Source organism: Brunnivagina elsteri CCALA 953 (assembly GCF_002289455.1).
Classification (GTDB): Bacteria; Cyanobacteriota; Cyanobacteriia; order Cyanobacteriales; family Nostocaceae; genus Brunnivagina; species Brunnivagina elsteri.
The window spans coordinates 1-12,404 of the sequence record NZ_NTFS01000196.1 but is presented as its reverse complement, the minus strand read 5'-3'; the positions used below and the strand labels follow the sequence as shown (position 1 = coordinate 12,404).

The window sequence follows — 12,404 nt, the reverse complement described above, 5'->3', positions numbered from 1 at the left end:
CTGCGTTGCTGCCCAATATTGAGGCAAAGCGTCCCTGGTGAAGACAGTTAAAGCAGCAGCAAAAGCAGCGATGGCATGTTCGATATTCTCTGCTTTGTCTCCTTTAATTCTATCTATGTAGGCAGCAGCAAGATTATTTTGCGTTCTTGCCCAATCAATGGGTAAAGCATCCTTGGTTCTGACAGTTAAAGCAGCAGTATAAGCAGCGATTGCATTTTCGATATTCTCTGCTTTGTCTCCTCTGATTCTCTCTCTGTAGGCAGCAGCAAGATTATTTTGCGTTCTTGCCCAATCAATAGGCAAAGTTTCCCTGGTGTAGACAGTTAAAGCAGCAGTATAAGAAGCGATGGCATTTTCGACGTTCTCTGCCCTGTCTCCTTTGATTCTATCGCTGTACGCATTTGCGAGACCATACTGCGTTGCTGCCCAATCAGTAGGCAAAGCTTCCCTGGTTCTGACGGTTAAAGCAGCAGTATAAGCAGCGATGGCATTTTCGATATTTTCTGCCTTATCTCCTTTGATTCTATTGCTGTAGGCATTTGCGAAACCATACTGCGTTGCTGCCCAATATTGAGGCAAAGCGTCCCTGGTGAAGACAGTTAAAGCAGCAGCAAAAGCAGCGATGGCATTTTCGATATTCTCTGCCTTGTCTCCTTTGATTCTATATCTGTAGGCATTTGCGAGACTATTTTGTGTACCTGCCCAATCAATAGGAAAAGCTTCCCTGGTTCTGACAGTTAAAGCAGCATTACAAGCAGCGATGGCATTTTCAATATTCTCTGCCTTATCTCCTTTGATTCTCTCTCTGTAGGCAATTGCGAGATTATTTTGCGTCATTGCCCAATCAATAGGCAAAGCTTCCCTGGTTCTGACAGTTAAAGCAGCAGTATAAGCAGCGATGGCATTTTCGATATTCTCTGCCTTGTCTCCTTTGATTCTCCCTGTGTAGGTATTTGCGAGATTATTTTGCGTCATTGCCCAATCAACAGGCAAAGCTTCTCTGGTTCTGACTGTTAAAGCAGCAGTATATGCAGCGATCGCATTTTCGATGTTCTCTGCCTTATCTCCTTTTATTCTATTGCTGTAGGCAGCTGCGAGATTATTTTGTGTACCTGCCCAATCTTGAGGAAAAGCTTCTCTGGTGTAGACTTTTAACACGACCTCATAGCCAGTTATGGCAATTTCCAGATTGCTGCCTTTGTCACCCAAGGGGAATTGCGCTATTAGATTGCTAAAATGGAGAATAGTCCCTGCCACGTATTTAGCCAAATCTGCTTCCTCTTCTCGCAGTGCTTCTGTCACCCAACGGCGCAATATTTCTGCTAACACTCCGTCGAGTTTGTCTGTATTCTCTGCCAGCAAGGGGTAAACTACCTGTGTGTCACCGTTACTGTTTGCGGTTGCTTGTAGTACCTCCCCTAAAAATTGGAAATATGCTTGTCTCTCCTCCTCACTGAGAGATTGCAAATCTACTTTAGTATCTAGATTCAACCCTTCCCCTAGTTGCATTGCCAAATTTCGCAACCAATTCGCTATCTTCTCATCCCCCTGCTGCGAAAACATCTGTGCTACTGCTTCTACCGTCTGCACAAAGCCAGCATCAAGTAATTCTTGGTTTACTGCTAAAATCCCGGCTTCTTCACCACTGGGGCAATTTAGCAGGCTTTGAATGAGGTTGAGATAGGCTTGCTGACGCTGTTCGTTCATGGGTAAGAGCGTGATACGCAACTTTATTATGAGATAAATTCAACACTAACACCCTAGATTTCGGAAAAATGCGGGAATTTGCCAAAATCCCAACCCCACCACAATCTCTAACTAAGCCATATAGACAAAACAAAAGCGATCGCCCTCCGGGAAGAGACTGCGATTGCGTAGCGAAATATTTTGGCTGGGAGGTGTGTTGCTTAACTAACCGTTCAATCTCCGGTTTCTCCTGACGATGTGCCTGCAACAGTCGATGGTGCAAGCAAAATAGCATATCCGACGGTTGCGACTGCTCCAAAACATATTCGGAAATATCTTTTTCTGGATTGAGGATTCGCGCTGGAGTGTAACGCAATCCCCAAAACATCTCCGGGTTTCCCCGTTCGTAATCCGACTCGCTTCCCTCAAACAAAACTTCCCAAGGAAAGGGCATAGATTCCGATACAAAAGTTGGTGCAACAGTTTCATTGAGCCGACTCTTGAGGATTTTATTCGCCCTATCTTCCCCAAAAAATGCCTGATACGCAGTTCGTCCCCACTCCGCTAATTTGATTAAATAATCATCACATAAATCAGCATCTAGCTTTAAACTTTTACTTTTATTAATCGTAATTCTTAACCCATCAAAACACTCTAAAATCTCATTGGTGAGCTTTTCCAAAAGTATATCTTTCGGTTTATTAAATTGCCAGCGCCCAATCGAATAAAAATCTTGCTCAATTAATATTTCCAAACAAGAACTTGCCGAAACTGTGTTGACTGGACTAACCGTTCCCCTCATACCCCATCCCCGTTGCTAACCTTGAGCGAAAACCGCAAATGATGGACAGGTTCGATACCATCCTCAAAATATACCTGAACTAGCACTGACCGATTTTCCATCTCAGGGGGAACAGCTAACATAAACCAACCTAAGTAATCCCCGATAGCCGTGAGTGTCATTATTACAGAATCACCAGGAGTAACCTGCAATCCGGACGTGACGATAAAAACACGCAAATCCTCAAACCTTAAATCCTCCGCTACCTCCATCAACCGATTCTCATACCATACAGGAGGTGTACGCCGCAAACTGACGCGGAATCTCACCGTTGCACCCGGTGCTACAGGGTCATCAATTTCCTGACCAATCGGCTCCACAACCGCATACCCCTGTCCCGGGACAGGTCGGTAAGGACGCGCCATCGGGTCGCTAAATAATACATAAGCCAACCAATCCCAAGATTCCGGGACAACGGTTTGAGCTAAACGACGAGCCGCATTAAATGCCACACCCAAAGTTTGCCCAGCCCAAATGCTATGATAAAAAGCACCTAAAAAAGCCGTTTCCACCTGCGATCGCACAGCCCAAAGCGAACCAACAAAAGCACTACAACCCGCTCTCACAAAAGTCGAAGCCCAAGTTTGCTCTAACGCAGTCAATTCCACTCGTCCCGCATTCACGTAACTTAACGATACTAGGGGATGATTGCGACGCAAACTCAACTTGGCTGGTTGTACTTCCTGCTCAATATCCTCAGTCCCGCAATCGCTATCAACCCGCACGGGTGCATCCTGAAGGTTTGCAGCCTCCATCGATTGACCGTAACGAATTAAATGCAAGCCACGTATTGATTCCAACAAACTCATATCATTAAATATACTAGCTTCCATTGGCACTGGTGGCGGCGCTCCCGAAGAATACAAAAGCTCAGTCCACAATTCCGGTTGTTCCACACTGGCATAATGGGCAACATTCACCGCACCCACGGGAAACTCATAGGGACGTGCTTTTTCTAACTCCCAAAACCACCGCCCGATAATTAGGCGATCGCCCAAAAATTTCTGCCCATCATGCAGTAATTCCCAAGGAAACCAAGCATCCTGGTCGGCAATTATCAGCAAAGTGAAAGGAAGATTCAAATTAGCGATGGTACGAAAGGTACTTTGCAACTCCTCTGGGAATAGCGATCGCCAAAGGTACTGACCGAAGGAAGCAAGATGGGAACGAAAATCCCCAGCTTCGCTAATTGCGGTTTCTTCAAGGGTGGTTTGCAATAATTGTCGTGTTCTTTCCACCCAAATCGCAGTCAAAGACTGGGAACTACAATCAACACCATCAGCAAATAACAAACGCGGTTGATAGCTATCGATGTGATAGTGGAAAGTGCAAGCAGAAATATCCCCATTCCACTGAGTTCGCACCTGAAGAATTAAATTTGGCTGGGGAACGGGACGCGATCGCGCTGCAATCAGGGGGCGCAATTGGGTAGATGCAAATGCGGTAACTTCAACTTCGGTTTCCAGGGTTGTTTTGTAGGTTTAGCCAACGTAAAGTTCTGCCTGGATTTTGGTTTTACCCGGTCGAACTGCGGTCAGGTTGAAGGTGGCATTTTGGGTGATATCTGCGGTGTCCGGGTCGATGGGTAAACTGGTGGTGTTGTCATTATTGAAGAAGAAGCCAGGAGCGGTGAGGATGATATTGAGGTCGTTGCCGATGGCTTCGTTTTGGGGGATTTGGATTAAGTGGGTACTATTTTGGCTATCAGTATGTTTTTGCAAGTAAAGAGTAGCTTTTGACTCTCCGCCAATATAGATTGTTTCTGGTATTATTATCAGCCACAAATCAAATAATATAATCGGCTGCGTATACGATTGCTTTAGCTTTTTATTGGTAGCAGACTGCTCTAGTAAAGTTAAATATATTTTATAGGGCGGTTCAGCTGTTAAATAAGGATTTTGTATTGGCTTTTTATAACGAGCGTTGAGCTTTGGAAGACGATCTCTCAAGTATTGGTCTAATTTCTCTACTGTAGTACATTTTGAGTCTCCCCGTAACCGCAACCCCTCTAATAAAGTATAGGTAAACGACCCATGCTGTAATTCGTCAATTTCAAAGGACATTTGGTTGGGGGAACAAGAATAGAAAGTTATGATTCCTGGCTCACTCTCCGTCTCAATTTCTCCAGAAATGCCACTAGCTAACCTTTCAATAGCTTCAATAGTATCCAAATCAGAAGGTAATACAGCCAAAACTCTAATCCAGAGTTGCTTTGCTAAATGCAGATTACCAGCCTGTTCAGCCTTATATGCTTCGTACTTTAAGTTTTGTATGTCTTGAAGCGTGGCATACTTCTCTAGTAATGTTAAAAACATTTTGTAGGGTGGTTCAGCCGTTAAATAGGGATTTTGTACAGGCTTTTTGTAATTAGTATTAAGTTGTGGAACGCGGTATCTCATGTATTGATATAAGCGTTCTACTGTGGCGCAGTTCGACTCTCCCTGTCGCTGCAAACCTTCTAATAATGCGTTGGTAAACGACCCGTGTTGCAATTCGTCAATTTCACAGGAACTTTGATTGGGGGAGCAAGAGTAAAAAATTATGACTCCTGAATGACTCTCCATGCCAATTCCTAATTCTCCACAAAAGCCACTATCTGCTTCCATAAGTACGCGAGGCATCTAAAAACATCAGTACGTTATCTGCACCAGCCCTCCGCAATCTTTGAGTGATAAAATCAACCGAGATTGCCGTGCTTTCTATATCTGTTGGGTCGCTATCCAAAAGCATTAAATAATCTTTGTCTTGGTAACGTAGACCATGACCTGAAAAGAAAAACCAAAGATTATCTTCTGGCTGTAATAAGGGACTTTCAAATTCCATATAAAAAAAGCGTCTTAAGTGTGCATAAGTAGGTTGAGTCGGTATCGGAGGATTAGCGGGAATAGGGGGAGAATTTTCGGTAAATAAAAAAACTCGCTCGAATTTAGCTTCCTCTTGGAACCAAGTAGCCATTGCCTCAGCATCACGCTGGGCATACTTTAGGGGTTGTAAATTATCGTAGTGGTTAATGCCGATTGCGAACGCCCAACTTTTCCCCATTTCAACACCTAATTTTGTTCTCAACTAGTAACTTAACTGATAACTTAACTGATAACCTACCGGACTATAAACCCCATAAGCCAACCCCAACGGGTTATTAAACTCCCTCAAAAAATACCAATCATCCCTTGCTTGACTGCTTCGATATATTTTTGACTAACTTTGAGCGATCGCGCCATATCAAATTGTGGATTACTTAGTCACAATGGATATTATTTTAGTGCTTTTCGCTTTTCCTGTCTCATTTATCACCATAAATCTTTCATATTAACGGCTTCTGCATAAGTAAGTGTTTTTTGTTGCCATTCCAGAACAAACGCCATAGGAACAAAATACCATGTGCGATTGTTAAGAGACTGAAGCTTCTCAAGAATTCAGTGAAACAGAAAATGTTGTAACTCAATCGATAATTTATACAAGTAACCATAAGTAAAACTTAACTCTGGAAAAATCGACGAATTGATGGTGTGGGGTAAATTTGGGGTAAAAATAAGAGTTAAGGGTTGAAAAGCTTTTCTTTACGTAGTTTTACAAGGTCTGCAAAACCTCCATCCCCCGGTTCAAATCCGGGTGTCGCCTTTTTGTTGTACATTAACTAATTATTTGTCACTATTAACAGATTAATGTCATTTTTCACTAATTAGTGTCACTGTTAACAAATTAAATGTCACTGCTATTTGCATGTGGCATTTTTAATGGCAGATATCTGCCTTACCACTTGGCTAAATCATCCGAATAATTTGCCTGTAACCCTTATTCTCTCGTTACCCCCGTGAACGGTTACCGTAAACCATAGTTTTTTTATACTTGCCATTCTCAAGACTCACAGATAAGATTTAACTAACTTGCCCTATGTGAGTTATGACCCAAGGTAATAGACCCAACAGAATAATGATTAAAAATATTGTAATCTTTTACACTAAAATTCTGCCAGAATATATTGGGAAAATATTCCAACGTAATCAGAATAGAAAGATGGGGAAATTAGATGATAAATTAGACGATACAGAAGAAAAAGAACAAACAAATTGGATCGAAGATTTTGACGAAAGAGAAAAAAATTGGAGGTAGATTGAGCTATAAAAAGGAAATTTATTTGTATTTCCTTCTCTATATTCTTGGCATACTCAGCGTCTACCCTACGGGTAGCCACTCCGTGTCTATGGCGGTTAAATTCCTTACCTATTTAAACATAATTTAATCTAATGAATTATTGGTTAATGAAATCAGAACCAGACGTTTACGGTATCACAAACTTAGAACAACAAGGTAAAACTGTTTGGGATGGAGTTCGTAACTATCAAGCACGTAACTTTATGCGGCAAATGCAACCAGAGGATTTAGTATTTTTTTACCACTCAAACACAAAAACTCCAGGTATAGTTGGGTTAATGCGTGTTGTAAAAACAGATATTATTGACCCAACCCAATTCGATCTAAAAAGTGAATATTACGACCCAAAATCAACCCTTAATTCTCCACGATGGCAAACAGTTTTAGTGGAGTTTGTCGAGGCTTTTGCTAATTGTATTTCCATATCAGTGCTGAGGGGAAAATTTGATGCTGACGAGCTAATTTTACTGAGGAAAGGAAATCGTTTGTCAGTAATGCCCATTGTAGAAGATGTCGCTGTCAAAATTTTAGCCATGAAAGGCAATAGCTTAAATATAGAACCCCTCTCCATAGAGTAAAGCGCTACCTTTGGAACTCACTCCGTGCCTACCCCTGTTAAGGTGTACTAAAAAATCAACTAAAAAACGGACAAGTCTAATTATGATTAGTAAAAATAGTGTGCCACCGCACCTATCATTTTATTTTTTTTGTTCTAAACTATCAGTAACTATCTCAAACTCTGATTATTCGGTTGAACAAATATCTGCAAGGACTGGTCTCAACTCCTTGTGGGTATTGGCTTGTGAGTTTTCGGATGGGTCTAATAGAGGTTATTATGCGACAGTTTTTGAAGTCTGTAGTGACAATGACTGCTGTTTATGCGATCGCATCTGTCCCAATTTTATTAAAAACTGATTCTGCCAAGGCGGATGAAGGAATGCGTGGGAGTTATGTAGGTATTGGTGTTAGTGTGAGTGTTGAACAATGCCTGTTCTTGATTCCCATGTATAAAGTCGTCCGTAACAAGTTTTTTTAGTTGCAATGCGGAAGCCGCCGCTACGCGAACTGACAAGTCAGCGCAAGCTATCGCATCCTGAAACAAGCTATATACGTCCCAGGTTTCAGCACCTCACTGTTAGAGCGTTGCTCCCTTGTGATATATACATTTTCGCAGTTTTTGACCCCTCTTTTTTTATATTTTGTGAGAAATCCGGGTTGCAGTGACAATTGGATTTGAAGTTGCGATCGCAAGCACCGAAATTATAATTTTTTGAAGCATCTGTTACACCGCTTTTGTATCTCCTTAATATCGCTGTCTTCTTTGGGAATAGCGATGATAAATTTTGAGTCGATATTGACGTTGCCACCATTACCTTGTTCTCCTGCGGTTGCAGACACAACACTTCCGCGACGTAGTAACAGTAAATCTGCATTATCTATAAAGATATTACCGTCATCTTGAGATGCTGTTTCAGCGATAATTTTGGCGTTGTCTCTCAGTTCGATTCTCTTGGCATCAATATTAATATCACCAGCAACACCACTACCTTGACACCTTGACTTAACTTTTATCTTTTTATCGGGTACTCCTCTATAATCCTTGCTGCATAAGGCTTTGAAGCTAGATTGTCACCCCCTCAGGCCATCATTAGCAAATACCACAGCAAAATTCTGGTGTGAGCTTCACCAAAGAATTTGAAGAAATGGCGAAATCGTTTAATCGTTTAGCTGCTGTTTCCTTGAGCTTTGCCTCTTCTCGTGGGGTATCGATTTCGATAACTGGGTTTTTCATCTAAAATTCATGATGTAGCCATTGTGTGAATTCACTTATAATTTATCTATACTTAATTATTAATGCAAATTAATCAAAAATTAATCCCTCTGGGAAAAAGTCAAGTTGGTTATTAATAGATATGAAAAAAAAAATAGAGGATTCTCAACATTTTAACGCAGCAACTGATAGCCAAAATCAGAAGTCAGTTGCCAAGAACTGGACAAACCCAATTGTAGATATCTGGAATAATACCACAGCCGGATTGACAAAAATTATCCCAGTGGCAGAAATTGGACAAAATCTATCTGGATTGTTCAATATCAGCGAAGCTCAGATGGCAGAACTTTTAGAAAAAGCGCGATCGCAACTTCCCACAACCGAAGCTTTGTTAATTGGCAAACCCCAAGCTGGAAAAAGTTCGATTGTTAGGGGTTTAACGGGGGTTTCTGCGGAAATTATCGGACAGGGTTTTCGTCCCCATACTCAGCATACACAACGCTATGCCTATCCTGCTAGCGATTTACCTTTAATACTTTTCACGGATACGGTTGGTTTGGGTGATATTAATCAAGATACTCAAGCAATCATTCAAGAGTTAATTGATGATTTACAGCAACAAAGTCGTGGTGCGAGAGTTTTGATTTTGACTGTAAAAATTAATGATTTTGCCACTGAATCATTACGGCAAATTACCCAACAAATTCGTTTAAAATACCCCGATATTCCCTGTTTGCTTGCTGTTACTTGTTTGCATGAGATTTACCCATCTAGTATTAACAATCACCCAGATTATCCACCCAATTTTGAAGAGATAAATCGAGCTTTTGCAGCAATCCAAGAAGGATTTAAAGGGTTGTGCGATCGCGCCATCATGATTGATTTTACCCTGGAAGAGGACGGTTACAACCCACTCTTTTACGGTTTAGAGGAACTGCGGCATAATTTAGCCGAATTACTTCCTGAAGCTGAAGCTGCGGCAATTAATCAATTACTGACATTAGACAAGGAAACCAGCGAACAAATCGGAAACTTGTATCGTGATGTGGCTCGACGCTATATTTATGCCTTTGCAATTATGGCTGGTACACTGGCAGCAGTACCCCTTCCCCTCGCAACAATGCCAGTTTTGACAGCACTACAAGTATCGATGGTGGGTTTATTAGGGAAGTTATACGGGCAAAAGTTAACGCGATCGCAAGCTGGTGGAATTGTTAGTGCGATCGCAGGTGGTTTTCTTGCCCAAGCTGTTGGTAGGGAGTTAGTTAAATTTATACCTGGTTTTGGTAGTGTTATTGCTGCTTCTTGGGCAACTGCCTATACTTTCTCTTTAGGGGAAACCGCATGTATTTACTTCGGTGATTTAATGGGTGGTAAAAAACCCGATCGGCAACAGATACAAGCTGTGATGAAGCAATCTTTTAAAGATGCAAAAGAGCGATTTAAAGCAATAAAAAATTGAAAAAAGTTTTATTCCCAATATTATCATTTTATTGTAGGGGCAAACGGTTGTTTGCCCTAATTATATTTTATTTGTTTACTCTTAATATTCCTGTTTTAATTTGTAAATATGTCTTTAGGTAGAGATTAACCTGATGCCAAATATCTTTGAATAGGTAGATGTTATTGTTGCTCGAAAAACGCTAAAAATGACCTATAGGAGAACTTTTTTAGGAAAATTGCATCCAGAAAATCAGAATTTATTTTAGCCTCTATTGGTACTTTAACCAAAAAAAGAGATGTTTCTAACGCTTACAGAATGCGCTGTAAAAGTTTGAGAATTTCGAGATTATCATTTTTCATTTTGAGGAGAATTATTTATGTTTAGTTTCCTTCGTTGGTTATCAGCAAAAGCAGCTTTAGTTTCCCTGGGATTAACAGTTGCCGTAATTAGTCCATTAGCACTTACTGTAGAGGTTTCCGCTCAAGAAACACCTTCCCCATCTCCAACAACCCCATCAGCAACAACCAGCTTTAGTGATGTTTCCCAAGATTACTGGGCAAGTCCATTTATTCAAGCACTAGCTCAGAGAAATGTGATTGTAGGATTTAGCGATCGCACATTTAAACCAGAGCAACCAGTAACCCGTGCAGAATTTGCAGCGATGATTCAAAAAGCTTTTAATCAAAATTCAGTTAGGCAACTACCAGCAGGAGGATTTAGTGATGTACCTGCAAATTATTGGGCAGCTGCGGCAATCCAAGAAGCTTATGAAACTGGATTTATGTCTGGATATCCCCAAAATCGTTTTCAACCCAATCAGAGGATAGCCAAAGTTGATGCGATCGTCTCATTAGGGAGTGGTTTAGGGTTAACAGCTAGCGATACTAGTGCTGTTAATACTTACTTTACAGATGCTAGTGCGATTCCCAGCTATGCGGTAGAGAAAGTCGCAGCAGCAACCAATGCCAATCTAATTGTTAATTATCCCGAAAAAAAAGTTCTTAATCCAGAAGCAGCTTTAACAAGAGCAGAAGCGGCAGCACATTTATATCAAGCTTTGGTTAAACTGGGACAAGTACAACCCCTTGCGAGTAATGTTCCCGCAGCAAATTACATTGTCGCCGGAACAGCTTCCCAAGATACTGGTTCAACTCCAACAGCGAGTAATTCCTTCACTACTTTAACCTCTTTAATTCAGGCAACAGGTTTAGAATCTACTCTACAACAAGGAGAGTACACAATTTTTGCACCTACGGATGCTGCGTTTGCTGCTTTACCTCAAGAAACCTTACAACGCTTGCAGAAACCAGAAAATAAAGCAACCTTAACTCGAATTTTGCAATACCATGTTGTGCCAGGAAAGCTAACAGCTAGTCAACTGAAAACAGGAGAACTACAAACTGTTGAAAAAAGACCTGTGAATGTTCAAGTAAATACAAATGCCAATCAAATTACCGTAAATAATGCTCAAGTTATCCAAGCAGATATTCAAGCAAATAACGGTGTAATTCACGGAATTAACCAAGTTTTGATTCCACCTGATGTCAGCTTAGATGAAAAAACTGATACTACCATTACAGCTGGTAGAACGACTCGCGGAGGTAGAAGTTATCTTGGTGTTGCTGGTAATATTGGTTTAGGTGGAGATACTGGATTGGGAGAAGGTAGCTTTGCTGTAATTAGTAAAATTGGTCTTACAAATGCCTTCTCCGTGCGACCATCGGCTGTATTTGGAGATGATACTGTAATACTAGTTCCTATTACTTTTGACTTTGCATCCCAATCAGCAAACCCCACAGGTAGACAAACATTTACCATATCACCTTACGTAGGTGCAGGCGTTGCAATTGAAACTAGCGATGATGCAGATATCGGATTATTGTTGACAGGTGGTATTGATGTGCCTTTGGGTAGTCGGTTTACAGCGACAGGGGCAGTTAATGCGGCTTTTTTGGGTTCAACTGATGTTGGATTGCTATTAGGAATTGGTTATAACTTCTAGAGAATAAATTGAGGTGCGATCGCAATCCTCAATCAATTGTGTTTAAAATCAGATTCCCAACCTATTAAATAAGTTGGGAATCTCGCTGTGATAGCTAATAATTTAGGAATTAAATCATGTTTTGGAAAATTACTTACATCTGTAAAATTACTGAGCTAAAGCATAGTTAATAAGAACATTTACGTAAGCACTATTAAACAAAAATTTTCCGGTTTCGAGCAGATAAATCAGTAATTATTAAATAAGTAAAACCATCTCTAGTAGTCAATTTGTTGTCAGCTAGAGTATCATCTTTCTTTATATACCGTGACTAGCAATCTTCCGTATAAATTAACAAACAAGTGGCGTGATAGCATCAATGCAGACAAGCAAGAAAATCATGCTCCACCAATTGCACCTCTAAAAGAGCGCGATTTGACGGAACTTATATTGGGAGCATCCCACTTTTTATTTAGCGAGCAAAGATTAATCCATTAAGGTAAGCACAACGGTGAGCAATGACTTG

12 protein-coding genes and 1 pseudogene are annotated in these 12,404 nt (G+C 40.9%); 6 read left to right on the top strand and 7 right to left on the bottom strand.

The window, feature by feature from the left end:
• The 5 genes and pseudogenes from CK510_RS17245 to CK510_RS34005 all read right to left on the bottom strand — a co-directional run.
• Positions 1 to 1,707: pseudogene (locus CK510_RS17245) on the bottom strand (tetratricopeptide repeat protein); the annotation flags it as partial.
• Positions 1,640 to 2,488 carry a hypothetical protein gene (locus tag CK510_RS17240; RefSeq protein WP_095722885.1) on the bottom strand — a complete coding sequence of 283 codons (849 nt, stop codon included), beginning with the start codon at positions 2,486 to 2,488 and terminating at the stop codon, positions 1,640 to 1,642. The pseudogene CK510_RS17245 and the gene CK510_RS17240, both read right to left, overlap by 68 nt.
• A complete protein-coding gene (locus CK510_RS17235; protein WP_095722884.1) occupies positions 2,485 to 3,951 on the bottom strand; it encodes a hypothetical protein in 1,467 nt (488 codons plus the stop codon). Before CK510_RS17235 ends, CK510_RS17240 begins: the two co-directional genes overlap by 4 nt.
• Before the next feature lie 57 nt (positions 3,952 to 4,008).
• The gene (locus CK510_RS33500; RefSeq protein ID WP_281257048.1) at positions 4,009 to 5,148 is read right to left on the bottom strand and encodes a caspase family protein; all 1,140 of its coding nucleotides are present in this window, start codon (positions 5,146 to 5,148) and stop codon (positions 4,009 to 4,011) included.
• Positions 5,120 to 5,569, bottom strand: coding sequence for a caspase family protein (locus CK510_RS34005; RefSeq protein ID WP_281257047.1), 450 nt, complete (start codon positions 5,567 to 5,569; stop codon positions 5,120 to 5,122). Before CK510_RS34005 ends, CK510_RS33500 begins: the two co-directional genes overlap by 29 nt.
• Before the next feature lie 891 nt (positions 5,570 to 6,460).
• Between CK510_RS34005 and CK510_RS17220 the strand changes: the two genes are divergently transcribed.
• From CK510_RS17220 to CK510_RS17210, 3 genes are all read left to right on the top strand, one after another.
• Positions 6,461 to 6,640, top strand: a complete 180-nt coding sequence (locus CK510_RS17220; RefSeq protein ID WP_211293215.1) for a hypothetical protein — start codon at positions 6,461 to 6,463, stop codon at positions 6,638 to 6,640.
• Positions 6,641 to 6,789: 149 nt separating this feature from the next.
• Positions 6,790 to 7,260, top strand: coding sequence for an EVE domain-containing protein (locus CK510_RS17215; RefSeq protein ID WP_245912189.1), 471 nt, complete (start codon positions 6,790 to 6,792; stop codon positions 7,258 to 7,260).
• A 257-nt stretch (positions 7,261 to 7,517) separates the two neighbouring features.
• Positions 7,518 to 7,718: a hypothetical protein gene (locus tag CK510_RS17210; protein WP_143289330.1), complete on the top strand. Its 201-nt coding sequence runs from the start codon at positions 7,518 to 7,520 to the stop codon at positions 7,716 to 7,718.
• Between the two features lie 224 nt (positions 7,719 to 7,942).
• On the opposite strand, the gene CK510_RS33495 is transcribed toward CK510_RS17210, so the two are convergent.
• Both CK510_RS33495 and CK510_RS31835 read right to left on the bottom strand, forming a co-directional pair.
• Positions 7,943 to 8,080: a hypothetical protein gene (locus CK510_RS33495; protein WP_245912188.1), complete on the bottom strand. Its 138-nt coding sequence runs from the start codon at positions 8,078 to 8,080 to the stop codon at positions 7,943 to 7,945.
• Between the two features lie 250 nt (positions 8,081 to 8,330).
• On the bottom strand, positions 8,331 to 8,474 hold the full coding sequence (locus CK510_RS31835; protein WP_158224920.1) for a hypothetical protein: 144 nt from the start codon (positions 8,472 to 8,474) through the stop codon (positions 8,331 to 8,333).
• A 121-nt stretch (positions 8,475 to 8,595) separates the two neighbouring features.
• Here CK510_RS31835 and CK510_RS17200 point away from each other — a divergent pair, with 121 nt between their 5' ends.
• The 3 genes from CK510_RS17200 (at position 8,596) to CK510_RS32845 (ending at position 12,376) form a co-directional block, all read left to right on the top strand.
• Positions 8,596 to 9,915, top strand: coding sequence for a YcjF family protein (locus CK510_RS17200; RefSeq protein WP_095722880.1), 1,320 nt, complete (start codon positions 8,596 to 8,598; stop codon positions 9,913 to 9,915).
• A gap of 358 nt (positions 9,916 to 10,273) precedes the next feature.
• A complete protein-coding gene (locus tag CK510_RS17195) occupies positions 10,274 to 11,899 on the top strand; it encodes a fasciclin domain-containing protein (RefSeq protein WP_095722879.1) in 1,626 nt (541 codons plus the stop codon).
• 306 nt (positions 11,900 to 12,205) lie between these two features.
• Positions 12,206 to 12,376, top strand: a complete 171-nt coding sequence (locus tag CK510_RS32845) for a hypothetical protein (RefSeq protein ID WP_211293214.1) — start codon at positions 12,206 to 12,208, stop codon at positions 12,374 to 12,376.
• Positions 12,377 to 12,404: the final 28 nt, after the last annotated feature.

Coding starts and splice junctions, on each gene's coding strand:
- CK510_RS17240 (WP_095722885.1), bottom strand. CDS start 2,488: ATGAGGGGAACGGTTAGTCCAGTCAACACAGTTTCGGCAAGTTCTTGT.
- CK510_RS33500 (WP_281257048.1), bottom strand. CDS start 5,148: ATGCCTCGCGTACTTATGGAAGCAGATAGTGGCTTTTGTGGAGAATTA.
- CK510_RS34005 (WP_281257047.1), bottom strand. CDS start 5,569: ATGGGGAAAAGTTGGGCGTTCGCAATCGGCATTAACCACTACGATAAT.
- CK510_RS17220 (WP_211293215.1), top strand. CDS start 6,461: ATGATTAAAAATATTGTAATCTTTTACACTAAAATTCTGCCAGAATAT.
- CK510_RS17215 (WP_245912189.1), top strand. CDS start 6,790: ATGAAATCAGAACCAGACGTTTACGGTATCACAAACTTAGAACAACAA.
- CK510_RS17210 (WP_143289330.1), top strand. CDS start 7,518: ATGCGACAGTTTTTGAAGTCTGTAGTGACAATGACTGCTGTTTATGCG.
- CK510_RS31835 (WP_158224920.1), bottom strand. CDS start 8,474: ATGAAAAACCCAGTTATCGAAATCGATACCCCACGAGAAGAGGCAAAG.
- CK510_RS17200 (WP_095722880.1), top strand. CDS start 8,596: ATGAAAAAAAAAATAGAGGATTCTCAACATTTTAACGCAGCAACTGAT.
- CK510_RS17195 (WP_095722879.1), top strand. CDS start 10,274: ATGTTTAGTTTCCTTCGTTGGTTATCAGCAAAAGCAGCTTTAGTTTCC.